At 68.7% G+C, this 25,118-nt stretch carries 27 protein-coding genes; 12 read left to right on the top strand and 15 right to left on the bottom strand.

From position 1 onward, the window contains the following. Window positions 1-4 precede the first annotated feature (4 nt). Window positions 5-1,198 carry a phosphatidylinositol-specific phospholipase C1-like protein gene (locus tag HDA39_RS34910; RefSeq protein WP_184802539.1) on the bottom strand — a complete coding sequence of 398 codons (1,194 nt, stop codon included), beginning with the start codon at window positions 1,196-1,198 and terminating at the stop codon, window positions 5-7. Window positions 1,199-1,345: 147 nt separating this feature from the next. Between HDA39_RS34910 and HDA39_RS34905 the strand changes: the two genes are divergently transcribed. After that, window positions 1,346-1,978, top strand: a complete 633-nt coding sequence (locus HDA39_RS34905; RefSeq protein ID WP_184802537.1) for a TetR/AcrR family transcriptional regulator — start codon at window positions 1,346-1,348, stop codon at window positions 1,976-1,978. Between the two features lie 164 nt (window positions 1,979-2,142). On the opposite strand, the gene HDA39_RS34900 is transcribed toward HDA39_RS34905, so the two are convergent. Both HDA39_RS34900 and HDA39_RS34895 read right to left on the bottom strand, forming a co-directional pair. Further along, window positions 2,143-2,547, bottom strand: coding sequence for a hypothetical protein (locus HDA39_RS34900; protein WP_238356222.1), 405 nt, complete (start codon window positions 2,545-2,547; stop codon window positions 2,143-2,145). A gap of 166 nt (window positions 2,548-2,713) precedes the next feature. Continuing rightward, window positions 2,714-4,642: a DUF5107 domain-containing protein gene (locus HDA39_RS34895; RefSeq protein WP_184802535.1), complete on the bottom strand. Its 1,929-nt coding sequence runs from the start codon at window positions 4,640-4,642 to the stop codon at window positions 2,714-2,716. A gap of 88 nt (window positions 4,643-4,730) precedes the next feature. On the opposite strand from HDA39_RS34895, the gene HDA39_RS34890 reads away from it, so the two are divergent. After that, on the top strand, window positions 4,731-6,386 hold the full coding sequence (locus HDA39_RS34890; protein WP_184802532.1) for an FAD-binding dehydrogenase: 1,656 nt from the start codon (window positions 4,731-4,733) through the stop codon (window positions 6,384-6,386). A 254-nt stretch (window positions 6,387-6,640) separates the two neighbouring features. Next, the gene (locus HDA39_RS34885) at window positions 6,641-7,597 is read left to right on the top strand and encodes an aminoglycoside phosphotransferase family protein (protein WP_184802530.1); all 957 of its coding nucleotides are present in this window, start codon (window positions 6,641-6,643) and stop codon (window positions 7,595-7,597) included. Here HDA39_RS34885 and HDA39_RS34880 read toward each other — a convergent pair. Next, window positions 7,572-8,171: an acyltransferase gene (locus HDA39_RS34880; RefSeq protein WP_184802528.1), complete on the bottom strand. Its 600-nt coding sequence runs from the start codon at window positions 8,169-8,171 to the stop codon at window positions 7,572-7,574. The two genes, HDA39_RS34885 and HDA39_RS34880, sit on opposite strands and share 26 nt — an antisense overlap. Before the next feature lie 319 nt (window positions 8,172-8,490). Beyond that, on the bottom strand, window positions 8,491-9,177 hold the full coding sequence (locus HDA39_RS34875) for a MarR family transcriptional regulator (protein ID WP_184802527.1): 687 nt from the start codon (window positions 9,175-9,177) through the stop codon (window positions 8,491-8,493). Window positions 9,178-9,207: 30 nt separating this feature from the next. Here HDA39_RS34875 and HDA39_RS34870 point away from each other — a divergent pair, with 30 nt between their 5' ends. Continuing rightward, window positions 9,208-10,422 carry an MFS transporter gene (locus tag HDA39_RS34870; RefSeq protein ID WP_184802525.1) on the top strand — a complete coding sequence of 405 codons (1,215 nt, stop codon included), beginning with the start codon at window positions 9,208-9,210 and terminating at the stop codon, window positions 10,420-10,422. Window positions 10,423-10,470: 48 nt separating this feature from the next. Here the strand turns inward: HDA39_RS34870 and HDA39_RS34865 are convergent, their stop codons facing one another. Beyond that, a complete protein-coding gene (locus HDA39_RS34865; protein WP_337926027.1) occupies window positions 10,471-11,136 on the bottom strand; it encodes a winged helix-turn-helix transcriptional regulator in 666 nt (221 codons plus the stop codon). 52 nt (window positions 11,137-11,188) lie between these two features. Between HDA39_RS34865 and HDA39_RS34860 the strand changes: the two genes are divergently transcribed. After that, window positions 11,189-11,611 carry a DUF1761 family protein gene (locus HDA39_RS34860; RefSeq protein ID WP_184802521.1) on the top strand — a complete coding sequence of 141 codons (423 nt, stop codon included), beginning with the start codon at window positions 11,189-11,191 and terminating at the stop codon, window positions 11,609-11,611. 125 nt (window positions 11,612-11,736) lie between these two features. On the opposite strand, the gene HDA39_RS34855 is transcribed toward HDA39_RS34860, so the two are convergent. Together HDA39_RS34855 and HDA39_RS34850 are read right to left on the bottom strand one after the other, a co-directional pair. After that, entirely contained in the window at window positions 11,737-12,072 is a 336-nt protein-coding gene (locus tag HDA39_RS34855; protein WP_184802519.1) for a hypothetical protein, read from the bottom strand. A gap of 30 nt (window positions 12,073-12,102) precedes the next feature. Then, window positions 12,103-12,567 carry a hypothetical protein gene (locus tag HDA39_RS34850; RefSeq protein ID WP_184802517.1) on the bottom strand — a complete coding sequence of 155 codons (465 nt, stop codon included), beginning with the start codon at window positions 12,565-12,567 and terminating at the stop codon, window positions 12,103-12,105. A 174-nt stretch (window positions 12,568-12,741) separates the two neighbouring features. Between HDA39_RS34850 and HDA39_RS34845 the strand changes: the two genes are divergently transcribed. Next, entirely contained in the window at window positions 12,742-13,908 is a 1,167-nt protein-coding gene (locus HDA39_RS34845) for a 3-hydroxybutyrate oligomer hydrolase family protein (protein ID WP_184802516.1), read from the top strand. Here the strand turns inward: HDA39_RS34845 and HDA39_RS34840 are convergent. Together HDA39_RS34840 and HDA39_RS34835 are read right to left on the bottom strand one after the other, a co-directional pair. After that, window positions 13,905-14,828, bottom strand: a complete 924-nt coding sequence (locus tag HDA39_RS34840) for a serine protein kinase RIO (RefSeq protein WP_184802514.1) — start codon at window positions 14,826-14,828, stop codon at window positions 13,905-13,907. The genes HDA39_RS34845 and HDA39_RS34840 overlap by 4 nt on opposite strands. 150 nt (window positions 14,829-14,978) lie before the next feature. Next, complete coding sequence (locus HDA39_RS34835) at window positions 14,979-15,674, bottom strand: NIPSNAP family protein (RefSeq protein ID WP_184802512.1); 696 nt, start codon at window positions 15,672-15,674, stop codon at window positions 14,979-14,981. Between the two features lie 121 nt (window positions 15,675-15,795). Here HDA39_RS34835 and HDA39_RS34830 point away from each other — a divergent pair, with 121 nt between their 5' ends. Further along, on the top strand, window positions 15,796-16,287 hold the full coding sequence (locus HDA39_RS34830) for a hypothetical protein (protein ID WP_184802510.1): 492 nt from the start codon (window positions 15,796-15,798) through the stop codon (window positions 16,285-16,287). A gap of 72 nt (window positions 16,288-16,359) precedes the next feature. Here the strand turns inward: HDA39_RS34830 and HDA39_RS34825 are convergent, their stop codons facing one another. After that, window positions 16,360-16,503, bottom strand: a complete 144-nt coding sequence (locus HDA39_RS34825) for a GPGG-motif small membrane protein (RefSeq protein WP_184802508.1) — start codon at window positions 16,501-16,503, stop codon at window positions 16,360-16,362. Window positions 16,504-16,793: 290 nt separating this feature from the next. On the opposite strand from HDA39_RS34825, the gene HDA39_RS34820 reads away from it, so the two are divergent. Then, the gene (locus HDA39_RS34820) at window positions 16,794-17,600 is read left to right on the top strand and encodes a sigma-70 family RNA polymerase sigma factor (RefSeq protein WP_184802505.1); all 807 of its coding nucleotides are present in this window, start codon (window positions 16,794-16,796) and stop codon (window positions 17,598-17,600) included. Here HDA39_RS34820 and HDA39_RS34815 read toward each other — a convergent pair. From HDA39_RS34815 to HDA39_RS34800, 4 genes are all read right to left on the bottom strand, one after another. Then, window positions 17,575-18,264, bottom strand: a complete 690-nt coding sequence (locus HDA39_RS34815) for a hypothetical protein (protein ID WP_184802503.1) — start codon at window positions 18,262-18,264, stop codon at window positions 17,575-17,577. The genes HDA39_RS34820 and HDA39_RS34815 overlap by 26 nt on opposite strands. 60 nt (window positions 18,265-18,324) lie before the next feature. After that, window positions 18,325-20,697 carry a phosphoketolase family protein gene (locus HDA39_RS34810; RefSeq protein ID WP_184802501.1) on the bottom strand — a complete coding sequence of 791 codons (2,373 nt, stop codon included), beginning with the start codon at window positions 20,695-20,697 and terminating at the stop codon, window positions 18,325-18,327. Between the two features lie 10 nt (window positions 20,698-20,707). Further along, entirely contained in the window at window positions 20,708-21,031 is a 324-nt protein-coding gene (locus HDA39_RS34805) for a plasmid stabilization protein (RefSeq protein WP_184802499.1), read from the bottom strand. A gap of 93 nt (window positions 21,032-21,124) precedes the next feature. Further along, window positions 21,125-22,234: a DNA topoisomerase IB gene (locus HDA39_RS34800; protein WP_238356221.1), complete on the bottom strand. Its 1,110-nt coding sequence runs from the start codon at window positions 22,232-22,234 to the stop codon at window positions 21,125-21,127. Between HDA39_RS34800 and HDA39_RS34795 the strand changes: the two genes are divergently transcribed. From HDA39_RS34795 to HDA39_RS34780, 4 genes are all read left to right on the top strand, one after another. Further along, window positions 22,233-22,406, top strand: coding sequence for a CsbD family protein (locus tag HDA39_RS34795; RefSeq protein WP_184802497.1), 174 nt, complete (start codon window positions 22,233-22,235; stop codon window positions 22,404-22,406). The genes HDA39_RS34800 and HDA39_RS34795 overlap by 2 nt on opposite strands. Window positions 22,407-22,579: 173 nt before the next feature. Then, a complete protein-coding gene (locus HDA39_RS34790) occupies window positions 22,580-23,446 on the top strand; it encodes a hypothetical protein (RefSeq protein WP_184802495.1) in 867 nt (288 codons plus the stop codon). Between the two features lie 10 nt (window positions 23,447-23,456). Continuing rightward, window positions 23,457-24,359 (top strand): non-homologous end joining protein Ku, encoded by a 903-nt coding sequence (gene ku / locus HDA39_RS34785; protein WP_184802493.1) that lies wholly within the window; start codon window positions 23,457-23,459, stop codon window positions 24,357-24,359. Window positions 24,360-24,415: 56 nt separating this feature from the next. After that, complete coding sequence (locus HDA39_RS34780) at window positions 24,416-25,117, top strand: hypothetical protein (protein WP_184802491.1); 702 nt, start codon at window positions 24,416-24,418, stop codon at window positions 25,115-25,117. Window position 25,118 lies beyond the last annotated feature (1 nt).

The following is a 25,118-nucleotide window of genomic DNA, read 5'->3' as shown; positions in this document are numbered from 1 at the left end:
GGACTCACCTTTCCGAGACGTTCCCCCTGCACCACGCCGGGGAGGACACCGGGTTGCAGCGTACTGCGACCCCACCGGGCAGCTGCGCGACGAAGTCGCTGTCGTACCGCGACGCCATCCCGGCCACCGGGAAGTCGGTGGTCACCCACTGCGCGCCGCTCTCCAGCGCGATCCCGACCCGGCTCGTCTCGCCGTTCAGGACCGTCGACATCGGCTCGTCCGACCGGGTGCGGACCATGTACCCCTTGCGGACGAGCCGCTGGATCTCGGCCTGGTTCGCGCCGCGCGGGTCGTTCACCATCGTCACCGCGGCGTCCGGCTGACCCTCGGGACCGCGGGTGAAGACCGCCCGGCCCTCGAGGTTCGGCTTGCCGGTCCGGTAGAGGTCGCGGATCTCGCCCTCGCCACCGTTGTCGAAGTAGAACATCACCTTGCCGCGGGCCTGGTCGAGCGTCGGCCAGCCCTTCTTCAGGACCGACTGCTCCAGCGTCAGGCCGGGCTTGCGCAGGTCGTCCGGCGACAGCAGCTGCCGCTCGCCGAAGACCGAGCGGATCTCGGTGTCGATGCCGTTCAGGTTGGTGGCGTCCCACGGCGGAGCCTTCACGCCACCGGCCGCGACGATCCGCGGGTCGGACTGCTTCAGCTCCAGCTGGATCACCACCGGCGCGTGGTCGGGGTACTGGTCGGACCAGGTCTTCACCTGCTGCAGGCAGAGCACGAACGACCGGCAGGTCGTGTTGTAGTCGAAGTCGACGACGTGCATCACCTTGATGCCGGGCTGCGCCAGGACCGGATCGGTCAGCGGACCCTGACCGGTCAGCTTCCGGATCAGCGGGTACGTGTAGAGGCCGCCGGCCGGGTCCGGGAACAGGTCGAGCTCCAGGGCGCGGATGTTCTGGCTCTGCAGCTGCTGCGGGATCGAGGCGTGCGAGTACCAGAGGTTGATCGCGCCCGGGTCCTGCGCCTGCTGTGCCTGCTTCTCCGCGGCGCCGAGCTCGCGGTGGTAGGAGTTGTGCGCGCCGAGGGTCTGGACCTGATTCATCCTGATCCCGGACCTGGTCTGCTGCTTGGCGGCCGCGTTGTCAGCCGAAGCCTGTCCTTCGTTCGCGCCGCTGCTGCCGAGTGACGCGCCCGCGAGCCCGGCGGCCGCGACCGCCGCGGACGCGAGGCCGGCGGTGAGTTTGCTGCTGATCCGCATGCTGGGAGTTCCCCTCCGTCGTTCTGGGCGGTTCTGCTGGTGACGATTCTGTCGCGGCGCGGGTCACGGACGGCGGCGGGAAGCTGTCATCGAACTGAACGACGGCGGATGGCAACGTTGTCCCCCTCGGCGGGGCACAATGACTTCATGGTCTCCACTACCGCTGGCGAGGAGCCTGGCGCGTACCCGTTGCGGCGGATGCCGACCCAGGACCGGGCCAGCCGTCAGGTCGAACGCATCCTCGACGCGGCCTGTGCCGAGGTGGTCGAGCGCGGGTACGACGCCGCCTCGACCAGCAGCATCGCCAAGCGCGCCGAGATCGCGGTCGGCAGCGTCTACCGGTACTTCCCCGACAAGCGCACGCTGATCCAGGCGATCGAGCGGCGCAACCAGCACCGCTACACCGAGGCCGTCCGTGAACGGCTCGCCGTGGTCGCGGACTGGCGCGAGGCCGTCGACGTCACGCTGGACACGTTCCGCGAGATGCACCGGACCGACCCGGGCTTCCGGGCCGTCGTACTGAGTGGGCTGGGCGATCCGGAGCTGGAGGCGACGCCCGGCGAGTTCGACGACCAGCACTCCGGCGAGTTCGCCGAGCTGCTGACGCAACGCTTCGGCGCGACCGACAGCCACGAGTTCCGGCTCACGGTCACGCTGACCATCACCATGGGCGAGGCGCTGTCGCACCTGTCCGAGCGGCTGGACCCCGTGGACGCGGAGATCGTGCTGGCGCAGGGCCGTCCGACCCTGCACCGTTTGCTGGAGCCCTTCCTGCCGTAGCTCGAGCCCCGGCCCGGCCTGCTTCTGTTACGGGGCCGACATCTTTCAAGTACCGACCACCGCTCGGGGGCCGGCCCTTGAAAGATGTGTCAGGCGATGAGCGGGCTCGAGCGGGAACGGCAAGATCCCCGCCGGCAGGGGCGAGGGATCGGTGGCGCGGGAATCTAGGGTTGTGGGACCGGGTCCGACGATCTCGGTCCGAGTTGCGGCCAGTGGCTGACCCGGCCCAAGATCCGGCCCCGGCGCGGAGTACGGACGTCGTAGCTCACGATCACCCGGTCCTCCGCGGCGTACAGGTTCCTGCTCCCCATCGGCAGCCGGCGGTGGACCTCGTACGGGCCCTCGCCGCGCCGCGTGTAGTACTCGACGACGACCTCGACGTACTCCGCCGGGACACCGCCCTCGACCTGCCCGCGGAGCGGTCCGCGGACCCGGACCACCCGACCGGCGGTCCTTTCCTCACCGAGCCCCGGGCGCTGCTTGCGACCGCCCGCGAACACGTCCGACATGATGCATGCACTGACCAGCAGCACCAGGCCGAATCCGCCCAACACAATGATCGTCAACATGGCACTCACCCCCGACGGGCCGGTCCCTGCGACCTTGTGCAGTTCCGCGACCGTCGTTCTCGTCACTTCCTGCGGCGGCCCTCGCCGCACACTCGTGAGACGTCGCTGCGGGGTGCTTGGTTCCCACGTCCTGACAAACTCGCCGAAGGTGATCGCGCGACTGCCGTCAGTCGCCGGCCATCCCGAACTCGTACCGCGCCGGCACCGGGCGATCGGTCCCCAGCAACTCCTGCGTCCGCCGCCAGTACTCCGCCAACGGGTTGTCGCCTTCCCGTACGCCGGAAGGCTCGACGCCCTCGTCCAGCAAGGCCTCGGCGGCCTCGGCGTCCCCGATCTCCAGCAGGTACCGCACCCGCACCAACCGGATCCGCTGGTCGTCGCTCGGCGCCCGATCCAGGATCCGTCCCGCCCTGGCCGGATCTTCTCGGAGCGCAGCCGTCGCCGCCTCGACCACCAACGGCACGAGGTCAGGCAACAACTCGGTCGCCCGCTCGTACTGCGCTAGGTCGCCGGTCGCCAAGGCCAGATTGCGCAGCGCCCAGGGGTTGTCCCCGGACTCCTGCCAGGCCGCGACCGCACCGGCCTCATCATCGGCAAACCACCGGGCAACGCCACGGTGGTACCAGGTCAGCCAGCTGTCCTCGGCCTGCTCCAGCAGGTCCTTCCACGCGACGAGCGTCCCGTCAGGGGCCACCCGCCCGGCATCCGCCGCGCTCGCGAGCCCCGCCGGCACCCCGCCGGCCTGTCCCACGACCCCCGGCGCTTGTCCTTCAAGTACCGGCGCCCAAGCCCGTTCCCGCTCCCCGAGCGTCTCCTCACCAAACGGTGTCCCCTCCGACACCGCCCACCCCGTCCGCTTCAACTCCAACGCACCCCACCCGGAGCCAACCGCCACCTGCTCCCCCGGCGCGGCATCTGCAACGGCAAGCCAACTCGCCTCCCGCTCCGCCAAGTCCTCCAACCTGCGGTCCAGCACCCCATCCACCGCCGGCCAAGCCACGCCCCACTCCCCATGCGCGACCACCGGATCCACCGACACCCGCCCGTACGCCTCCAACCAGCTCCAACTGGTTGCACCAGGCAACTTCAAGTGCTCGAGCTGCGTCCGCGCCAGCCCCGCCTGGATCTCGCAGTACCCCGGCCCCTCCAACCCCGGCGACAACCACTCCTGCCAGCGCCGCCCACCCCGCCCCTCACCCCACACGAACAGCTTCCGCCCCCGCAGCCTCTCCGTCGACGCCTGCACCAACCCGTTGCCCTCAGCATCCAACGCCGCGATCCACGGCCGCTGCCCCGGCAGCGGCTCGAAGAAGAAGTCCACCGCCCGCCGGTGCCGCATCGGGTACGTCAGATCGATCCCGTCGTACTCCGGCACCCCGATCAGATCGAGCTTCTTCCCGTACCCGAACCGCCACGCCTCCTCCGCCGGCACCAGCACCCGCGTCTCCGGCGACTGCTCGACGGCGATGTTCGACCACCAGTACGCCGGGACGACGTCCGGCGACGGGTTCTGGATCCGCGCGCCGACGTACAGCAGGTCCGAGTCCGCCGGCAGCCAGAAGTCGAGCTGGACCACGAGGTTGCGGCTGCGCTCCCACTCCCGCAGGCGCAGGACCGGCGTACCGTCCGGCCCTTCGACGCGCGCCGCGTGCATCGGCGAGCAGGTGCCGGTCCAGTGGCCGGTGCTGCCGAGGTTCCACTCGACGCCGCCGGCGAACCAGGCGTTGCGCAGGGCAAGGTTCGCGGGCTGGATCACCGGGTTGCGGTAGAGCAGTTCCTGGCCGGACGGCTTGTGGACGAGCGAGTAGAGCCGGCCGCCGAGGCTCGGCAGGACGGTCGCTTTCAGGTGGTCGTTCTCCAGGACGAGCGTCGGCAGGGGCTGCTCGGTGAGCGTCCGGCCGTAGCCGTCCTGGTCGAGGCAGGGCAGGACGCCGCGCAGTCCGCCGTACCGGATGTTCTCGGCGAGGTCCTCCGGGAGGGAGTCGAGGTTCTCGACGCGATGCAGGTCGCGGTGACCGCGGAGCGGCGGGAGTGGGTTCTCCGCGCCGAGCGCGGCGACGGGCAAGGTCAGGGTCTGCGCGGAAAGGATCGTCACGCGGACAATTCTTGCAACATTGCGCACCTGCGGTCTACAGCCGTCGTTGTCTGGTATCCATGGACGACCGACGCGAGGGGATGGGCCGATGGATGCAGATGTGATCGTCGTGGGAGCGGGGCTGGCCGGGCTGGCGGCGACCGCCGAACTGGCCGACGCGGGCCGCAAGGTGCTGCTGCTCGACCAGGAACCGGAGGCCTCGCTCGGTGGTCAGGCGTACTGGTCCTTCGGCGGTCTGATGTTCGTCGACTCGCCCGAGCAGCGGCGGATGGGCATCAAGGACTCGCGCGACCTCGCGCTGCAGGACTGGCTCGGCTCGGCCGGGTTCGACCGGCTCGACGACGAGGACCACTGGGCCGGCCAGTGGGCCGAGGCGTACGTCGACTTCGCCGCCGGCGAGAAGCGGCCGTGGCTGCATGCCCAGGGCGTGCGCTGGTTCCCGGTCGTCGGATGGGCCGAGCGCGGCGGGTACCTGGCCGACGGGCACGGGAACTCGGTGCCGCGGTTCCACATCACCTGGGGAACCGGCCCGGGTCTGGTCGCGCCGTTCGAGCGGCGGGTGCGGGAGGCGGTCGCTCGCGGTCTGGTCGAGTTCAGGTTCCGGCACCGCGTTGACGAGCTGACCGTCACCGGCGGCGTCGTCGACGGGGTCTCCGGAAAGGTGCTTGAGGCAAGCACTGTCGGTCGCGCGGTCGAGAGCTCGCGGGTCGAGGTCGAGGACTTCGCGCTCACCGCGCAGGCCGTGATCGTCACCTCCGGCGGGATCGGCGGCAACCACGACCTGGTCCGCTCGCAGTGGCCGGCCCGGATGGGCAAGCCGCCGGAGAACCTGATCAGCGGCGTACCGGCGCACGTCGACGGCCGGATGCTCGCGATCACCGAGACCGCCGGCGGCCGCTACGTGAACCGCGACCGGATGTGGCACTACGTCGAAGGCATCCGCAACTGGGACCCGATCTGGCCGATGCACGGCATCCGGATCCTGCCCGGGCCGTCGTCGCTGTGGTTCGACGCGACCGGCAAGCGGCTGCCCGTCCCGCTGTTTCCGGGCTTCGACACGCTGGGGACGCTCGAGCACATCATGACCACCGGGCACGACTACAGCTGGTTCGTGCTGACCCAGAAGATCATCGAGAAGGAGTTCGCGCTGTCCGGGCAGGAGCAGAACCCCGACCTGACCGGCAAGGACATCCGCGGCGTCCTCGGCCGCGCACGCGGCGGCGCGACCGCTCCCGTCCAGGCCTTCATGGACAACGGCGCCGACTTCGTCGTACGGGACAACCTCGCCGACCTCGTCCGCGGCATGAACGCGATCACCGGCACCGACCTGATCTCCCTGCCGGACCTGGAACGCCAGATCGTCGCCCGCGACCGCGAACTGGACAACACCTTCACCAAGGACCTCCAGATCACCGCGCTGCGCGGAGCCCGCAACTACCGCGGCGACAAACTCATCCGCGTCGCACCCCCGCACCGCATCCTCGACCCCAAAGCCGGCCCACTCATCGCCGTCAAACTCAACATCCTCACCCGCAAGTCCCTCGGCGGCCTCCAAACAGACCTGGACTCCCGAGTCCTCCGCCCCGACGGCACTCCCCTCCCCGGCGTCTACGCCGCCGGCGAGGTAGCAGGCTTCGGCGGCGGAGGAGTCCACGGCTACCGCTCCTTGGAGGGCACGTTCCTCGGCGGTTGCTTGTTCTCCGGCCGTACGGCCGGGCGGGCTGCTGCGCGGGCGGTCAGCTGATTTTCTCTTCCCACGCAGGTCCGTCCCACCCTTTGCAGTAGGTGCGCGTGCTAGCGCCCGCTTCAGTGCGCGTGCTTCGCCCGCTTCAAGTGCGGGCTGGCGCGCTCAAGGAACCACAGGTGGACCCCCGCCGGCCGCGCCCTGGACGGCTGCCCGGACCAGCTCGCTTCCCAGCCGGCCACCCGCGGGGCGCCCTCGCTCGCTGTGCGCGTGCTCGCCTGCGGGCGCCACCGCTCGCGCGTAGCCTGCTGCGGGTGATCAACGTACCGGAGGTGTTCGCCCGATCCACGGTTGAGCGCGAAGGTGAGGCCGGGGCAGCGTGGCTGGCGGGGTTGCCCGGCTTGGTGGGTCGGTTGCTGGATCGGTGGGAGTGCGAGGCAGCAGGCGACCTGTTGTATGGCGGCGTCGGGGTGATCGTCCCCGCGTCGCGGCAGGACCTGGGCGGGGTCGTACTGAAGGTGTCGTTTCCTCATCCAGGTAACGAGTTCGAGCCCGAGGCGTTCGTGGCGTGGGGCGGCCGTGGGGCCGTCGTACTGCAGGAGCGGGACGACGAGCATTTTGCGATGCTGCTCGAACGGGCTCAGCCGACGACTCTCGCGATGCTCGACGACGAGGACGAGATCGCGGCGGTCGCCGGCCGGATCAGTCGTCGGTTGGCCGTGCCGGCACCACCGCACCTCCCTCGGCTGCAGGATCAGGCGACCGCATGGGCGGACCAGCTGGAACTAGACGCCCGCGAGCTCACCCATGGTCTGTCGCACGCCGCGGTGGACGCCGCCCGGGCGACCATCCGCGACCTGGCGCAGGCGCAGCCGGACGTGCTCATCCACGGTGATCTCAACGCGAGGAACATCCTGCGCGCCGACCGCGAACCGTGGCTGGCCGTCGACCCCAAGGGCTACGCGGGCGACCCGGCGTACGACGCGGGCGTCCTGCTCAAGACCCGCGCGCTGAGCATCCTCAGCACTCCAGACCCGGTCGCCGGGTTGCGGCGGTGTCTCGACATTTTCGCCGAGTCCGCGGAGCTCGACCGTGAGCGCGTCGCGCGCTGGGCTCAGCTGCACGCCGTCCAGTCCGCGTTCTGGGGCCGGCGTCATGGCTTCCGCAGAGGGCGCTCCGGCGCGGAGCGAGACCGGCTCGTTGTCTTGGTCGACGGCCTGGTGGATGTGCTGACGGCACAGCTGGTCAGGGCTGGTCCTCCGGGTAGGTGACGGCGCGGATGACCTTCGCCGGCGCGCCCGCAGCAACGGAGTACGGCGGAACGTCCTGCGTGACCACGCTGTTGGCGCCGATCACGCATCTCTCGCCGATCGTGACCCCGCTCGTGACGACCACGTTGGCCCCCAGCCAGACGTTGTCGCCGATCCGCGTCGGGCCCTTGGAGTCGAACCCTTGCCACGGCACCGGCCGATCCGGGTCGTCGTACCGGTGGTTGGCATCCGTCACGAAGCACCCGTTCGCCAGCATGCAGTGCGACCCGATCTCCACCAGATCCAGCGCCGCGACCATCACCGCGACGTTCAGGAACGTCCCCTCCCCGATCCGCACCCGCGCATCGTCGCCCACGGTGATCCACACGTTCGGCTCGAACATGGTGTGTGCTCCGACCTCGAGCCGACCGTCTTGCAAGGCCTCCAGCACGTTCCCGTGCAACGGCCAGCGCGCGAACGCCCCGCGCCGCATCAGTTCCCAGTGGATCCGCGCGCGGTTCCACGGCAAGGAGTTCCGCTGGTACCAACGCCACTTCTGGCCCCAGACCTTCAGCTGCCCAAGAAGCTCCGCCACACCCCGCAGGCTACGCGGTGAGCACTCCGCAGGCGGTCGCCTAACTCGCTAGCGCTCACACGGTGTCAGCTCCCGCCCCTTCGACATGAGCAGCGGCTACCGCCGCCAGCTCGAGGAACGCACCGACGAACTCGCCGCAGCTCGCGCAGCCAGTCACGAACTGATGACCCAGCTCAACAGCCCGACCGGCCAGTCTCTGCGGTGAGTTTCTCCAGTACGGGCGAGGATTCGCCCCTGCTGCGGACCAGTGCAGAGTGGGAGATGCCGATCCGGGAGCAACGCCTGCAAGCGGCGCGCGATGTTGCGTGCCGGGCCGCGGTTACGGGCTCGCCGTGGGGGCGAGGGCCAGGTGACAGATGTAGCGCGCGGTGGGCAGCTCGGAGGGTCCCGGGTCTTCGACGTACTCGGCGATCAGTTCAGACAGGCGGCGCTGGAACTGTTTGGCCCGCGGTCGGGTGAGGTGCATGGCCGCGAACTGGTCCCACACGGCCGGGGCGCTGTCAGCAAGCACTGCCGGCCAGAACTGCTCGTTGGCCAGCAGGCTGCGCGGGACGAAATCTCGGTTCACGCCGCCGCTCGGTTGCCGATACAGGTGGATGCCCCAACCTTGGTCACGACCGAGCCGCAGCCACGCGGCCTCTTGGCCGGCTTCCAACTCGCTCCAACTATCCCGGCGGCCGGTCCGGAGCAGTTCACCGATGGACACCATCGGCGTGAGTTCCAGCGGGACGAAGACAGAGTCTGCCGACGAGCGGTAGTGGCGGATGGGGCGGCCGGCACGGGCCTCCATTCGAGTGCAGCTGAGCAGACCTAGCTCGAGCATTTTCTTGATGCGATAGGTCACCGAGCCGATGTCGACGCCGAGCTCTCCCGCGACCACGGAGGCTGACGCCTCACGACCTAGAAAGGGCAGGAAGTACCTCACGGACCACGGTTCGCTCAGGAACCTGGCGGCGGTCTGATCAGTCAGGATCAGGGGATTCCTACTGAAGGCGCGATCTGCCATCTTCAGTAGATTACGCGTGACAGTCACCGGATGCTATTGGTCTTCCGCCATCGCGCGTTTGCGCTCTTGTTCGCAGGCAACCTGGCCGCTGCCTTCGCCGGCTGGACGTTAGGCATCGCCTTGTCGGTGCATGTCTTCATCCTTACGGGGTCTGCGACCGCGGCCGGCGGGTTGATGATCGCCAATTCGCTCCCGGCCGCACTGTTCGGCACGCTGGCAGGGGTCGCTGGTGATCGGATTGACCGGCGTCGGCTGCTGCGCTGGATCAGCGTCATCCGGGTTGCCGTCGTCGCGCTCCTGTGGACGGCAGAGGGGCCGAACAGTCTGTGGGTTCTGTACGCCGTCACCTTCTTGCAGGCCACCGCACAGCAGTTCTTCACTCCAGCCGAGCAGGCGACGATTGCCGACGCAGTGCCGCCTGCGGACCTCATCGCGGCGAACGCGGCCAACTCAGCTGGCACGAACGCAACCCGCATAGCGGCGCCGGCCTTGGGCGGCCTCCTCATCGGGCTTCTCGGTTTCACCCTGACGGTGACCGTTGTCGTAGGTTGCCTCGGCCTGGCCGCAGTCCTGCTGGGCTTTCTACCGCCTGTCGCTGAAGTACGCAGGAACAGTCCCCTGTCGATGGACGATCCGACTCCCTCGGCCTTCCAGGATTGGGTGGATGGCCTCCGCGAATTGCGGAAGAGCAGGCCGGCAAGGGCAGTGCTTGCGCTGCAGGCGTTCGACGCGATCAAGGAAGGTGCGCTGTCGACTGTCTATCCAGTGTTGATGCTCGGAGTGATCCTTGCTTCGCCCTCGCAGATGGGGTTGGTGAACAGCAGTTTCGCAGTGACTGCCGTGCTTGTCGCTCCCTTGATCCCGGCTGTGGTCCGCAAGCGCGGTTACACGGCCCCGATCGCGATCGGGGCCGTCGCTAGCGGCATCGGGCTAGCTCTCTTGGCCATCTGGCCAAGCGTGGAGGTCGCCTGTGCAACCTTCCTGCTCGCCGGCGCGCCCTTCACCATCTCGTGGGTGGCCTCGAACACCCTGCTGGTGACGTCGGTGCCAGCCGAACATCGCGCACGGGCGGTTGGTACGACGGGCAACGTCTACGCGGCGGCGATGCTGTCGAGCGCGGGCGTCAGCGGCGTCCTCGCTGACGCAATTGGCGTGTTGCCTGTCCTTGCGACGGCCGCGACCGTCCAGACGGTCGCCGGCGGCTTGTTCCTGGTCATGAGCCGACGAACCAGTGAAAACGCCTGATCCGCGGCTAGGAGTTGGCCGACGTTGGTCGCGTGAACTACCTGCGTGTCAGTCGCCGTCCGTCGCCGGAGCGGCATTCGCCGTACGGCCGAACGCAGCATGCAGGACTCGTAGATCGCCCTCGAACTCGCCCGTCGCGACGGCCTGCTTGATGGTGATCGTTCCCGTGGCGAGGCTGACGACGACGTCGGGCGAAGCGACGAGGAGTGTGTCGGGGATGTCGTCCGGGCGGACGAAAGCGGTCGGTCCGGCTTCGTCGATTCGTAGGACCATGGTGAAGCCGTCCGTCTCGATGCCGAGCTCTACGGGAGTCGAGGAGGTCGTGCCTCGCAGCAGGGCGGGTAGGGCGAGGGTGAGCCAGCGCGGCTGGAACGTGTCGTCTCCGCGGCCGGGCGCCAGCAGCGGTGCTCCCCAGCGGCCGAGCGCTTCCAGGGGCTCGCGGAGTTCCTCGCCCCACGGCGTGAGTGCGTACACGACTCCGCCGCTTTCCAGGCGGCGTTCGACGACGCCGTGTGCCTCCATGGTGCGCAGTCGCTCGGCGAGGAGGTTCGTCGCGATGCCTTGGAGTGACGTCTTCAACTCGGTGTAGCGCATCGGGCCGGGGAGAAGCTCTCGCACGATCAGGAGGGTCCAGCGTTCGCCTACGACGTCCAGAGAGCGCGCCAGGGCGCAGAACTGGCCGTAGCTCTTCCTCGGACGGTTGACTTGATCCACCATGGTTGATTATATCAACCGCGAGAGTTGTCGTCGAGGAGCGGGGGTTCCTGTGGAGCTGAGTATCAGTTGGTACGCCGTCGTGGGCGCGATCGTGGTCGGGATGGCGATCGCCTGGATCTGGTACAGCGACTGGGGACTGGCCGGCCCGACCTGGCGGAAGCTGACCGGTGTGACCAAGGAGGATTCCGCGAGGGCCGGCAAGGGTCCGTTCGTCGTCCTGGTGATCTCGATCGTCGCGACCGGTCTCGCTCTCGCGGTCGCCTGTTCGATCGCGTCCGCCTTCTTCGGCAGTGATTCCGTCGGGCTTGCCCTGGGCGTAGGCGTCGTCGCCTGGCTCGGGTTCTCGCTCTCGACCTTGGCGCAGCACAACGGCTTCGAGCAGAAGCCCGCGCGGCTCACCGCGATCAACAGCGCCTACCAGCTGGTCCTGTACGTAGGCATGACCATCCCGATCGGATTGCTCCAGCAGTAACAGAGCAAGGTCAGTAGCCGATGGTGCAGCCTCCCGGAAACGGACGCCAAAGATCCTTTCAAGCTTTCACAACCGCTAGATGTTTCGCTCGATCCTCGACACCATGCGTGAGTTGATCGACGGCACTACCGGCTGCTGAAGCCGGAGGACGTGAGCACGCGAAGCACCGGCACCGCTGTGCCCAGCACGAACAGCCCGAAGAGCGTGATCGGCAGCAACCCGTACGGGCGGAGCAGACTGGTCGCGTCCTCCCGGAGCTGCGGCCAGTTGGTGATCCAATTCGCTGTGACGTCCAACGCCATGACCGCGCAGGCCAACCTGACCCCCGAGGGGCGGACGAGAGCAACCAGTACGACGACCAACGGATCGAGCACCACCAAGCAGACGAAGAACACCTGCAGCGGCACCGGAGCGAACGAGGCGTAACTGGGAGCCGTCGACCGTCCAGATTCTTCGATCATCGACGACCGGCGGGCTCCCCAACTGCTGGGCTAGGCGCAGAGGTTGATGTAGTAGACGGAGTCCCAGTTGGTGATGAACTTGTGGCCCTTCGACAGGTAGCGCAGGTGGTCGTGCCGGGAGCCCAGCAGCTGGACGCGCACGGTCTGGTTGTTGAAGTAGTTGGACGTGCCGAGCCAGTTGCTCAGCTTGTACTCCTTGCACTGGAAGAACTGGAAGATCGCGTACGTCGTACCGGTCGAGTCGGTGTACCTGATCCAGGCGCAGAACCGCCCGGCCGGGCACTTGTTCACCCAGTCTGTGGCCTGTGCCTGACTCCAACGCTTCCGCTCCCAGATCTCGGGGCTCGGAGTGACCCCCGGCGTTCCCAGCACCGCAGCCTGCGCGGGGGCCGATGCCGGCTTCGACGGGTCCTCGGCCGCCGCCGCACCGGGGACCGAGAGAGCAAGTAGCAGCGCCGAGGCGACGGTCAGGCCTGCGATGAGTTTCTTGATCATGGCGTCAGTCAACGGCGCGGCGCTTTCACTTTGCTGTCACGCGGCGGACGTGTCCGGCAACTCTGACATGTGGCACCACCCCACTCGGCCCGAGCGGCTTGTGGTCCCCTGCCACCTGCCCTGCTCCGACCACGGCTCGTACCTTGGCGCACACCGACTCCCCGGGAGGACACAATGCGCCGTCTGGCCGCCTCGATCGTCGTTCTCGTACTGGGGGCAACCCTCCAGACACCAGCCGAAGCCCACAGCTGCAAACCCGTTCGGGTCCCCGGCGCCGAGTACAGCGAAACAACCTGCGGAAGGGACCTCACGACACTCGGCGGGCGGACCAACCCGGCGGACTACGCCGGCCTCACCCACGCGGCGCTCCCACAACCCACGCCCGTCCTAGGGACACAGGTCGACGGATACTTTCCCGACAGCTCGCGCACCAACGCCAACAACGGGTGGAACCACGACGCGCAGTTCGTGCTCAGGCTGCCTGACCGATGGAACGGTGGGCTGGTGGTCGCGGGGTCGCCGGGGGTCAGGGCGCAGTACGCCAACGACCGGGCGATCTCGGATGATGTGCTGGCGAAGGGGTTTGCCTACGCGGCGACCGACAAGGGGAACACCGGGGCGGAGTTCTACCGGGACGGCACCAGGCCGGGCGATGCGATGGTTGAGTGGAACGAGCGGATGACCGAGCTGACCAGAGCGGCCGGCAAGGCGGTCAAGCAGTACTACGGGCAGAAGCCGCGGCAAGTGATCGCCGCAGGGATCTCCAACGGCGGTTACCTCGTCCGCTGGCAGCTCGAGAACCATCCCGAGCTCTACACCCGCGGCGTCGATCTCGAAGGCACGCTCTGGACGGAGAAGGGCCCGAACCTCTTCACGTTCCTGCCGTCGGCGATCAGGGGCTACGAGCAACAAAACCCGCGACTGATCACCAAGGCGGGCTTCGACGGCAAGTCGGACTTCCTCTGGGACTACCACTACACCGTCTACTGGAAGCTGACCCAGCGCATCTACGCCGCCGAGCTCGACCCGACCTACACGGGCACCGAAGGCGACTACAACTACAGGACCAGGCCGCAAGCCCATCAAGCCGTACGACGGATCGCGCTGACCGGCAACCTCAAGCGACCGCTCGTCACCATCCACGGCACGTACGACAGCCTGCTCCCGATCACCCAGGACTCCGACGTCTACGCCGCGATGGTCCGCCGGGCCGGCAAGGCGCAGCTCTTCAGGTACCAGCGGGTCGAGGCAGGCAACCATGTCGACGGTCTCGTCGACGCCTACCCCGACCGGCTGGTCCCGCTCGTCCCCCTGCTCCGCAAGGCGATCCCCAAGATCTAGAACACCATCGACAGCAGATCCGCGAACAGCTCCTGCTCGTCGATCTCCAGCCCGCGGTTGGTGAACCAGGTCGCCATGTTGTGGCAGTCCCGGAGCAGGAACTCCATCCCCTTCGGGTTGCCGACGATGTCGAGCACCTGCGGCAGGTCGATCATCACGATGCGCTCGGGCTGGGCCAGCACGTTGTACGGCGACAGGTCGCCGTGCGCGAGCCCGGCCCGGGCCAGCTCCCGCATGCCGCCGCGGAGCTGCTCGAAGTACAGCTCGAGCACGTCCTTCGACGGCCGGACCTGCGCGAGCCGGGGCGCGGCCCCGCCGTCGCCGTCGTCGATGAACTCCATCAGCAGCTCGGTGCCGTCGACCTGCACCGGGTACGGGACCGGTACGCCGGCCGTCCACAGCCGGTTGAGCGCGTCCCACTCGGCGTAGGCCCACTGCCCGGCCGCGACGCTGCGGCCGTGCGACGACTTCTTCGCCATCGCGCGGCTGTCCCGGCTGTTCCGCGTCCGGCGGCCTTCGACGTACGCCGTACTGCGGTGGAAGGACCGGTGCTCCTCGGTCCGGTACCGCTTCGCCGCGAGCAGCGACGAGCGGGCCGGGCTGTCGCCGATGGCGTCGACGGCGCGTTCGAGCAGGAAGACGTCGGCTTCCTTGCCGGTCTTGAGAATGCCCAGCTCGGTGTCGATCGCGGCCTGCTCGGTCACGACCCAGTCGGGGCGCGGTTCCGGGCCACGGCAGCCGCGTTCGACGTCGAGCCAGGTGGTCCAGCGCTGGTCCGGGCCCAGGCGTTCGTCGACCTCGGCGAACTGGAAGACGAAGGTCTCGTCCAGCGGCTCGGCGACGGCGGACCGCTGCTCGGGCAGGTCGGTCCAGGGAAGGTCAGAGAGTTCGTGCTCGGTGCGAAAAACGTCGGAAGACAACGGAGATGCTCCTGGAGTGAGAAGTGAGGCTGACGCGGGCATGCCGCAGCACAGTGATGGCCATCCGTCAGCCCTCCTCAGGTCCAGGCAGCGATTGTCGCCGCACACGCCCGACCAGGATGCCGAGCCCGGTAGAGCGGCGCAACTGATTTATCCGAGCTGCGATCGCGAGGTCGGCCGCAGCCGCAGTTCCTGCGCGGGAGCCACGCAGCGACGGTCCAGTTCCGCGCTCAACTCCTTCCAGCGAGCCGACTCCGCGAGTCGCTGCTGCTGTCCCTGCCAGGCCGCATCGTCGTCGAACCGCGCCAGCCAGACCAGCACCGTCTCTTCGCGCAGGGGCAGCGCCGGGAAGTTGTTCTCGGCCGGCAGCGTCTCGAGCACCGCGGCCAGTGGAGGTAGGAGAGGGGCGACCTCCGAGGTGAAGAACTCGACGAACCCGTCGTCGACCGACGGCCGGTGGTAGACCGCGCCGGCAACCACCGCAGTGGATTCGGCAGAACCGCGAGGTGTGCCGAGAGCCGGCCAGTCCTCCCCGAGGACGACCGGTCGCAGCAGCAGCGCGTTGTCCGAGTCCTGCATCGTCGCGTTCGCCGCCGCCGCGTGCGCCTTCCAGATCGGCCCGTAGTAGAACCCGTTCAGCGCCTCCGCCCGCGCCTCGAGGCTCGCGAACCCGCGCAGCCACACGAACCGGTCGTCGTCGTCCAGGTCGCGGAACTGCCCGGCGACGTGCGACCCGTACTCCTCCTGGCCCTCGACGAACTCGCGGTCGAACAGCTCGATCAGCTCGTCCCGGCGCCCCGGGAACAACGTGTACTGGCGCAGGTCCAGCACGGCACAACACTCCATCGGTTCTCCTTCGGTCGAGCCCCCAGTCAACCGGTAAAACCTGCCACCGCCTGTCAGCGATTCGAGCCGGGCAGAATGGGTACCCGTCCAGCGACCAGGCAGAGACGAGCCAGGAGAGCCGATGATCGACCAGGCACGCCTCGGGACCTACCTGCAGGACCACTACGCCGGGTCGTCGGCCGGGATCGAGCTGTTCCGCCGCGCGGCCGACCAGCAGACCGACGCCGTCGTACGGACCGCGCTCACCGCGATGGCGGAGAAGGTCGAGCACGAGCGGACCGTCCTGGCCAAGTACCTGGCGTTCGTCGACGCGAAGCCGGACCCGGTGAAGAACGCCGGCGCCTGGGTCGCGGAGAAACTCGGCCGCTTCAAGCCGAACGGCGAGCTGGTCCGACGCTCGCCGCTGAGCGACGTACTGGAGCTGGAGATGCTCCGGATCGCGGTCGAGGGCAAAGGCGCCGGCTGGCGGGTGCTGCGCGCGCTGGCCGACGAGGAGCCGCTGTTCGACGTCGCCGAGCTGGACGCGCTGATCGCGGACTCCGAGCAGCAGATCAAGGACCTCGAGGACCTGCGGATGGACACCGCACGCCGGGTCTTCCGCCGCCCGGCCTGACCAGGCGAGAGGGCCGCACCCCAGTCGGCTGCGGCCCTCCCGACGCCTCGGACGATCAGGCGTTCCCCAAGATCAGGTGAAGATGCTGACGCCACCCGGGCCGACCAGCAGCCCGATGACGATCAGGGCGATGCCCATCAGCAGTTGACCGCGGACGAGCGAGACGATTCCGGAGATGACGAGAATCGCCGCGATGATCAAGAGCACCAAGGTCATGGTCGTTCCTTTCTCGACGCCGGACTAGCGCCCGGCAGCTGTACCCCGTGCTTCTCTGCAGCGGTTGCCCGCCACACCTCCAGTGCCCGCCGGCACCGCGGACAAACTCCCGGCGTACGCCGTCAGTGAGGTCGTTCACAGTCCGCCGGGTGGTAAGCCCGTTCCCGCGAGGTTTCAAACAGCTGTAACAAGGGCGGGGTTGCGTGCGGCACGCTGGTTTGGTCTGGTGGAAGGGAAGTGGCTCAGCCATGACGCCGCCTCCCGCAGGACGACACGACGAGGTTTCTCCCGTGACGATCGCACCTGTCAAGCCCCACGCCCAGCAGCCGGTCAGCAAGCAGCAGATCGCCGATCAATCCCAGGAACTGCTCGAGCAGGCCAACGGTCTGCCCGAGGCGGAGCGTCAGGCTCTGCTCGACCAGGTGGTCATCCTGAACGCCCCGATCGCCCGCTCGATCGCCTCGCGGTACCGCCGCAAGGGCGTCGACGCGGACGATCTCGAGCAGGTCGCGTGCCTCGGCCTGGTCAAGGCCGCCAACGGGTACCGCGTCGACGAGTCCAGCAGCTTCCTCGCGTACGCCGTACCGACGATTCGCGGCGAGCTGAAGCGCTACTTCCGCGACTGCGCGTGGGCGGTCCGGCCGCCGCGCCGCGTGCAGGAGATGCAAGGCACGATCGCGGCCGCCGAGCCGGAGCTGACCCAGAAGCTCGGTCATCTGCCCTCGGACCGGGAGACCGCCGAGGCGCTCGGGACCGCTCCCGACCAGGTCGCCGAGGCGACGTCGGTCCGCGGCTGCTTCAGCACGCTGTCCCTCGACGCGCCCGGTTCGCTCGAGGGCGGCGCCACGCTGATGGAGACCGTCGCCGACGCCGAGGACGGCTACGAGCTGGTCGAGAACGTGCACACCCTGACGCCGGCCGTCTCCGACCTCGACGACCGCGACCGCCGCATCCTCGAGCTGCGCTTCTGCAACGGCCTCACCCAGGAGGAGATCGGCAACGAGCTGGGTGTCAGCCAGATGCAGGTCTCCCGCCTGCTCCGCGGCATCCTCGAACGCCTGCGCGCAGACCTCAGCGCTCCGCAGCCACAAGGCTGACGACGTACGCGAGTACGGCGGTCATCGCCAGCAGCTCGCCGCCGTCCTCCAGCAGATGCAGCAACTGCAACCCGCTGTCCCCCGCGCCGGTCGCCAGCCCGTCCACCAGCATCCCGAAGACCGCCAGCACCAGGCTCAACCCCAGCAACCGCCGGTACGTCGAGCGCGTGCGCGCGGTCCCCCGCAGATAGCCCCACACCAGCAAGGCCAGCAACATCAACCCGACCGCCAGCGCAAACCCCAGTTCGCCGACATCCTGCAGCCGCACCCCCGCGAACACCAGTTGCTCAGGCGCGAAACCAGCAGCCTTCACCAGCGCTGTACCGGCTGCTTCGTGGAGCCCGAAGAAGTCGTCGACCAGCAGGTAGCCGAACAGCAACGCCCACGGCAGGTAAGACCGCCGCCGCCCGAACAATCCGAGCCAGGTCAGCAGCAGCACCGCCCAGAACAGCTGCACGTACCCGAAGCTCTCCGCGATGCCGTGATCGCTGGAGATGTTGAACGCCGCCGACTTCACCACCGGCACCCGCAGCCCGACCTGCACGCTGCGGTGCGCCAGGTGCAGCACGAGCATCACCAGGTCCGTGCAGACGAGCAGCCCGACCACGAGTTGCGTCGGACTGAGTGCCGCCGGAGCCAGCCGACCAGGGATCGTTACGGACATAGCCGCTCATCTTGCATCGATCACCGGCCGCTCGGCCAGCATTCCAGGATTAGAAAACCCTCATCCGCGCCAGCGCCAGTCGCGCACCTCCGGCAGATCCTCGCCGTACGTCGTGGTGTGCGCGCGGTGCCGCACGCGCTGGTCGACGAAGTACTGCCGCGCCTTCACCGCCCGCGTCCGCAACGACGGCACGCGGTCGATCACGTCCATCGCCAGGTGGTACCGGTCGAGGTTGTTGAGGACAACCATGTCGAACGGCGTCGTCGTGGTCCCCTCCTCGACGTACCCGCGGACGTGCAGGTTCTCGTGCCCAGTACGCCGGTACGTCAGCCGATGGATCAGCCACGGATAGCCGTGGTACGCGAAGATCACCGGTTTGTCGGTCGTGAACAGCGCGTCGAACTCCGGCCCGGGCAGCCCGTGCGGGTGCTCGCTCGCGTCCTGCAGCCGCATCAGGTCGACCACGTTCACGACCCGGATCTTCAACTCCGGCAGGTGCTCACGCAGCAGGTCCACGGCGGCGAGCGTCTCCAGCGTCGGTACGTCGCCGGCGCAGGCCATCACCACGTCCGGATCGCCGTCGTCGTTGGACGCGAAGTCCCAGACCCCGATCCCGCGCGCGCAGTGCAGCGCGGCCGCCTCCCAGTCCAGCCAGCTCGGCTGCGGTTGCTTGCCCGCGACAACGACGTTGACGTAGTTCTTCGTCCGCAGGCAGTGGTCCATCGTGGACAGCAGCGTGTTCGTGTCCGGCGGCAGGTAGACCCGGACGACCTCGGCCTTCTTGTTCATCACGTGGTCGATGAACCCGGGGTCCTGGTGCGAGAAGCCGTTGTGGTCCTGGCGCCAGACGTGCGAGGTGAGCAGGTAGTTCAGCGACGGGATCTTGCGCCGCCACTCCAGCCGGTTGATCGTCTTCAGCCACTTCGCGTGCTGGTTCACCATCGAGTCGACGATGTGCACGAACGCCTCGTACGACGAGAACAGCCCGTGCCGGCCGGTCAGCAGGTACCCCTCCAGCCAGCCCTGACAGGTGTGCTCGCTCAGCATCTCCAGCACGCGTCCGTCCGCCGCGAGGTGCTGGTCGGTGTCCCGCTGCTCACCCATCCACGCTTTGCCGGTCACGTCGTACACGGCACTCAGGCGGTTCGACTCGGTCTCGTCCGGGCCGAACAACCGGAGGTTGTGGTGCTCCTCGTTCAGCGTGAACGCGTCCCGCAAGTACTGCCCGAAGACCTTCGTCGGCTCGCCGTCCTCCTCCCCGGGAGCCTTCACCGGTACGGCGTACTCCGCGGGATCCGGCAGCTCGAGATCACGCGTGAGCAGCCCGCCGTTCGCGTGCGGGCTCGATCCCATCCGCAACGCCGGTGCCGGCGCCAGCTCCAGCACCGACGCGACAGGCTTGCCCTCGGCATCGAACAGCTCGTCCGGCCGGTAGCTCTTCAGCCAGTCCTCCAACTGGCGCAGGTGATCCTCGTTCGTCCGTACGCCGGACAGCGGGACCTGGTGAGCGCGCCAGGTGTCCTCGACCGGCTCGCCGTCGACCGTGTGCGGGCCGGTCCAGCCCTTCGGAGTCCTCAGCACGATCATCGGCCAGGCCGGCCGGGTCGGCGCCTCGCCTGCGGAACGCGCCTCGAGCTGGATCTCGTCGATGCGGTCCAGGCAACGGTCGAGCGTCGCAGCGAGCGCCTGGTGCACGGTCGCCGGGTCCGAACCCTCCACCAGGTACGGCTCATGACCGTACCCGCGCAGCAATGCGCTCAGCTCCTCGTCCCCGATCCGGGCGAGCACTGCCGGGTTGGCGATCTTGTAGCCGTTGAGATGCAGGATCGGCAGCACCGCGCCGTCGCGCCGCGGGTCGACGAACTTGTTCGAGTGCCACGAAGTTGCCAACGGCCCGGTTTCCGCCTCGCCGTCACCGATGACACAGGCAACGACCAGCTCCGGGTTGTCCGCGGCCGCGCCGTACGCGTGACTGAGCGAGTAGCCCAGCTCGCCGCCCTCGTTGATCGACCCGGGCACCTCGGGCGCGACATGGCTCGGGATGCCGCCGGGGAACGAGAACTGCTTGAACAGCCGGGCCATCCCGGCCGCGTCCCGCCCGGTGTTCGGGTACGTCGCCGTCCAGCTGCCCTCGAGCCAGGTGTTCGCGACGATCGCCGGGCCGCCGTGCCCCGGTCCGATCACGTACATCAGCTCGCGCTCACGCTGCCGGATCACCCGGTTGAGGTGCGTGTAGACCAGGTTGAGTCCGGGCGTCGTGCCCCAGTGCCCGAGCAGCCGCGGCTTGATGTGCTCGGGCCGCAACGGCTCGGTCAGCAACGGGTTGTCGAGCAGGTAGATCTGCCCGACCGACAGGTAGTTCGCAGCTCGCCAGTACGCATCGAGCCCCCGCAACTCCTCGTCGCTCAACACAGTGACGTCGACGTGCTCCATCCGCGCTCCTCTACCGTCCGACCGCCTTCTCGAGCTCCGCCTTGCTCATCTTCGAGCGGCCCTTGATGTTCTTCTGCTTGGCCTCGTTGTAGAGCTGGTCCTTGGTCCGGCCCTGGGACCCGCTGTGCGACCGCAGCCCACCCCGCCGGCCCGACGAGATGTCGTGCGTGGAGCTGCGGCTCTTCTGCTTGGCCTCGCCCGAGCGGGCACGCTCCTTGTTGACCGTCCGCGCCGCGATCTCCTCGGCGGTGCCCTCGCTCCGGCCGCTCTTCTTCAGCCCGGCCTTGATGTGCTCGTACTGCCGCTCACGCTTCTTGCTCGATCCAGCGGGCACGGTCCGCTCCTTTCACCCGGTCGCCCAGTACCCGACCGGTACGACGTCAATCAGGCCGGCGGAGGGGCACCGAGGGCGGAGAGTCGGGAAGCGCTACTCGCGGGCGTCCTGGTCCAGGAGTTTGCTGACCGAGCGTTCGACCTCGGCCCGGGTCTCGGGGTCGTCGAGGTCGTCGACATCCTCGATCGTGTCCGGGATGGTGCGGCCGCGCTCGTACTGGTCCACCACGCGTGGATCGACGTACGACGCGCGAGCCACCGTCGGTGTGTTGCCGAGGTGGCCGGAGACCTCCGCGAGCATCTCCTTCACGGCAGCGTTCAACGCCTTCTTCGTGCTCGGCGGGTCAGCCTGCGCGAGATCCACCGCTGCGTGCACGGTCGCGGTCCAGGTCCGGAGATCCTTGACCGTGTAGTCCTCGCCGACCAACGCGTGGAAGCGCTCGTTGATCATGCCGGCGTCGATCTCCTGGTACGACGACCCGTCGCGGTAGACCAGCAGCCGTACGTTGTCGTGACGGCCGCGTTTGAGCGACCGCACCGCCCTCACCAGCCGGTCGTCCTCGAGCTCCAGCTTCCGGTCGATCCCGCCCTTGGCGACGAAGTCGAACACCACCCTGCCGCGCTGGACCTTGACGTCGTCCCGCAGCAGCGTCGCGGCGCCCCGGCTGCCGTACTCCTCGGCGTACTTGGTGTTGCCGGTCCGGAAGACGCCGTAGTCGAGCATCCGCAGGGCGACCGCGAGCACCTTGTCCCGGCCGATCCCGCGGGCGCCGAGGTCCTGGTCGACCGCCTCCCGGAACGCCGGGAGCTTGCGCGCCAGCCGCCGTACGCGGTCGTGCTTGTCGGCGTCCTGGGAGGTCCGCCAGTCGTCGTGGTACAGGTACTGCCGCCGCCCGGCCTCGTCGGTCCCGGTCGCCTGGATGTGGCCGTTCGGGTACGGGCAGATCCATACGTCCTGCCAGGCCGGCGGGATCGCCAGCGTGCGGATCCGCTCGACCACGTCCGGGTCGGCGATCTTCGTCCCCCGCTCGTCGTGGTAGCTGAAGCCGCGGCCGTGCCCCTTCCGGGACAGGCCTGGTTTCTCGGGGTTCGCGCGCCGCAACCGCATACCGGTCGGTACCCGGACCGCATGCATGAACCCGGACGGCCAGGGCACCGGGGCGCCGTTCGACCACGCAACGCCATCGGCAGAGGAGAACGGCATGGGTATCGGAGACAAGATGAAGAACGCCGCCGAGAGCGCGAAGGGCAAGATGAAGGAGCGCACCGGCGACGCGACGGACAACGAGGACCTGCAGGCCGAGGGCCAGACCGAGAAGACCAAGGCCGATCTCAAGCAGGCCGGCGAGAAGGCCAAGGACGCCTTCCGCGAGTGATTCTTCCCCTCGGATCCCCGCCGCCTCGGGGCGGTGGGGATCCGTGCTGTCTGCTGAGGGGCACCTGACCCACCTCGTCGCCGCGCGACCTCACAAGTACCAGCCCCCGATCGGTGGCCGGTATTTGTTCCGGTGCGCGACCGAGGGCCGTCAGCGGTGCTAGCGTCGGCCGGGTGGACTTCGAGGAGGCGGCGGACGCGCTGTACGCCGCACCGGCGGCCGACTTCATTGCTACTCGCAACGAGCTGGCCAAGCAGCTGAAGGCCGGCGGCGACCAGTTGGGGTCGACCCGGCTGAAGGCGCTGCGCAAACCGACGGTCGCCGCTTGGCTGACGAACCTGGTCAGCCGCGAGCAGCCGGACGAGATCGACGACCTGCTGGCGCTCGGCGACGAGTTCCGGGAGGCCACGGCCGACCTCGACGGCGAGCGGCTCCGCGAGCTGACGCCGAAGCGGCACAAGGCGATCGACGTCCTGGTCAAGGCCGCGGGCAAGCTGGCTGATCAGCACAGCCAGAAGGTCAGCGCGGACGTCGGGCAGAAGCTCCGCGAGACTCTCGACGCCGCCCTGGTCGACCCGGCAGCGGGCGACGCCGTACGGGAGGCTCGGCTGAGCAGTGCGCTGCGGCATGTCGGATTCGGCGTGGTCGACGAGAACGGCGAGCCGTCGAACGTGACGGCGCTGACCGACGAACGCCGGCAGGCGGCGAAGGACCGGCGGGCCAAGGCCCGCGGGGTCGAGGCCGAGGAGGCCGAGCAGGAGTCGGCGGCCGAGCGGAAGGCACGGGAGAAGGCCGAGCGCGAGGAAGAGGAGCGCAAGGCGGAGGCCCAGGCCGAGTTCGAGGCGGCGGTGAAGGCGGCCGAGAGCGCCGAGGCGACGGTCGAGGAGCTCGACGGGCAGTTGACCGACGCGCAGGAGGCGCTGGAGAGCGCCCGCGACGAGGTCCGCCGGCTGACGACAGAACTCGACGAGGCCAAGAAGCTCGCGTGGGACGCCCAGAAGGAGTCCCGCGAGGCGCGGAAGCGTTACAACCGGTTGTAAGGAGCTGGTGATGGCGAGAGCGATCTGGAGCGGGTACATCAACTTCGGGCTGGTGTCGGTACCGGTCGGGCTGTACAGCGCGACGCAGGAGCATCAGCTCGACTTCCACCAGTTCCAGCGCGGGACGTCGGACCGGATCCGCAACAAGCGGGTGAACGAGCGGACCGGGCGTGAGGTCGACTACGCCAAGATCGTCAAGGGCCACGACGTCGGTGGCGGCGAGTACGTCGTGGTCGAGCAGGAGGAGCTGGCCGACATCGCGCCGGGCAAGTCGCGCTCGCTGGAGATCTCCACGTTCGTCGACCTGGACGAGATCGACCCGATCCACTTCCAGAAGAGCTACTACCTGGCGCCCTCGGACGCCGGGAACGCGTCGTCGTACGGGCTGCTGCGGGACGCCCTGGCCAGGACCAACCGGGCCGGGATCGCGCGGTTCGTGATGCGCGGCAAGGAGTACCTGGCGACGATTCGCGCCGACGGCAAGGTGCTCGTGCTGGAGACGATGTTCTTCGCCGACGAGATCCGCGACCCGGCCCAGGAGCTCGGCGACCTGCCGGCCAAGACGTCGGGCAAGCAGCTGAAGATGGCGACCGATCTGGTCGAGGCGATGAGCGGCGACTGGCGGCCCAAGGACTACAAGGACAGCTACACCGAACGGGTGAAGAAGCTGATCGCCACCAAGCGCAAGGGCAAGGAGGTCGTGTTCACCGAGGAGGAGCCCGAGGCGACCTCCAGCACCGACCTGGTCTCCGCGCTGCGCGCCAGCGTCGAGGCGGCCCGCGCCCGGCGGAGCGGCGGGAGCAGCAAGAAGACCACCGCGAAGAAGTCCTCGCCGAAGCAGAAGACGACCGCCAAGGGCACCACGAAGAAGGCGGCGGCCAAGAAGACGGCTGCGAAGAAGAAAGCTGCCTGAGCTGTCAGGAACCTCGGGGAAAGTTCGTTCGTTCTGGTCTTGTCGGAGGATCGGCGATGAGACTTTCTGCCAGGGGACGGCGTACGGCGGTGGCGGCGGGTGCCGGGATCGGCACCGCCGGGGCGCTGGTCGCTGTCCTGATGCTGGGCGCGGCGTCCGCGCTGGCCCTGATCGGGATCGTGTTCGCCCTGGTCTGGCCGTTGGCGGCCGTGATCAAGCATCTCGCGGACGAACCGATCCCCTACTCGTCGGCGAGCATCGCGGCGTACGCCGCGGGGGCCGTGCTGTGTCTGCCGGGGGTGGCCCGGCTGCTCACCTGGGGTGCGGCCGGCCTGGCCGTCACCGTCGTCGCGGGGGCCGCGTTCGCGGGGCTGGATCTGCTGCTCTCGACCCGGCCGCCTCGCGAGGAGCGGCGGCGGCTTCCGTGGTCGCGGCGGCGTACGGACGGGTCGCGGCGTACGGACGAATCCGAGGCCGCCCTCAGCGCCGACCAGGCGCTGGAGGACGAGAAGCTGATCGCCAAGCTGCAGTGCCCGCTCAGCATCGAGGAGCTGTGCGGCGTCTGGCGCGAGACCACGGAGACCCTCGCGTCCGGCGCCGGGACCCGGGACCGGCAGGCGGTGGCCGAGGTCCGGCGGATCTGCCTGGACGAGTTCGAGCGGCGTAACCCGGAGGGCTTCCTGCAGTGGATCGAGGCCGGTGCGCCGAGCAACCCCGGCGTCTACCTGCTGCCCGACCGCGGTCCCGGGACGACATGAT

This window comes from Kribbella italica, from assembly GCF_014205135.1.
GTDB classification, from domain to species: domain Bacteria; phylum Actinomycetota; class Actinomycetes; order Propionibacteriales; family Kribbellaceae; genus Kribbella; species Kribbella italica.
Note: the sequence above shows the minus strand (reverse complement) of the source record. Positions and strands in the feature narration are given on the sequence as shown.

Excerpts from the sequence above, each read along its gene's own strand:
- HDA39_RS34845 (WP_184802516.1), top strand. The coding sequence starts at position 12,742 with ATGCGCCGTCTGGCCGCCTCGATCGTCGTTCTCGTACTGGGGGCAACC.
- HDA39_RS34850 (WP_184802517.1), bottom strand. The coding sequence starts at position 12,567 with ATGATCAAGAAACTCATCGCAGGCCTGACCGTCGCCTCGGCGCTGCTA.
- HDA39_RS34780 (WP_184802491.1), top strand. The coding sequence starts at position 24,416 with ATGAGACTTTCTGCCAGGGGACGGCGTACGGCGGTGGCGGCGGGTGCC.
- HDA39_RS34905 (WP_184802537.1), top strand. The coding sequence starts at position 1,346 with ATGGTCTCCACTACCGCTGGCGAGGAGCCTGGCGCGTACCCGTTGCGG.
- HDA39_RS34910 (WP_184802539.1), bottom strand. The coding sequence starts at position 1,198 with ATGCGGATCAGCAGCAAACTCACCGCCGGCCTCGCGTCCGCGGCGGTC.
- HDA39_RS34835 (WP_184802512.1), bottom strand. The coding sequence starts at position 15,674 with ATGGAGTGTTGTGCCGTGCTGGACCTGCGCCAGTACACGTTGTTCCCG.
- ku (WP_184802493.1), top strand. The coding sequence starts at position 23,457 with ATGGCGAGAGCGATCTGGAGCGGGTACATCAACTTCGGGCTGGTGTCG.
- HDA39_RS34870 (WP_184802525.1), top strand. The coding sequence starts at position 9,208 with ATGCTATTGGTCTTCCGCCATCGCGCGTTTGCGCTCTTGTTCGCAGGC.
- HDA39_RS34795 (WP_184802497.1), top strand. The coding sequence starts at position 22,233 with ATGGGTATCGGAGACAAGATGAAGAACGCCGCCGAGAGCGCGAAGGGC.
- HDA39_RS34900 (WP_238356222.1), bottom strand. The coding sequence starts at position 2,547 with ATGTTGACGATCATTGTGTTGGGCGGATTCGGCCTGGTGCTGCTGGTC.
- HDA39_RS34815 (WP_184802503.1), bottom strand. The coding sequence starts at position 18,264 with ATGTCCGTAACGATCCCTGGTCGGCTGGCTCCGGCGGCACTCAGTCCG.
- HDA39_RS34810 (WP_184802501.1), bottom strand. The coding sequence starts at position 20,697 with ATGGAGCACGTCGACGTCACTGTGTTGAGCGACGAGGAGTTGCGGGGG.
- HDA39_RS34800 (WP_238356221.1), bottom strand. The coding sequence starts at position 22,234 with ATGCCGTTCTCCTCTGCCGATGGCGTTGCGTGGTCGAACGGCGCCCCG.
- HDA39_RS34890 (WP_184802532.1), top strand. The coding sequence starts at position 4,731 with ATGGATGCAGATGTGATCGTCGTGGGAGCGGGGCTGGCCGGGCTGGCG.
- HDA39_RS34830 (WP_184802510.1), top strand. The coding sequence starts at position 15,796 with ATGATCGACCAGGCACGCCTCGGGACCTACCTGCAGGACCACTACGCC.
- HDA39_RS34825 (WP_184802508.1), bottom strand. The coding sequence starts at position 16,503 with ATGACCTTGGTGCTCTTGATCATCGCGGCGATTCTCGTCATCTCCGGA.
- HDA39_RS34855 (WP_184802519.1), bottom strand. The coding sequence starts at position 12,072 with ATGATCGAAGAATCTGGACGGTCGACGGCTCCCAGTTACGCCTCGTTC.
- HDA39_RS34875 (WP_184802527.1), bottom strand. The coding sequence starts at position 9,177 with ATGGCAGATCGCGCCTTCAGTAGGAATCCCCTGATCCTGACTGATCAG.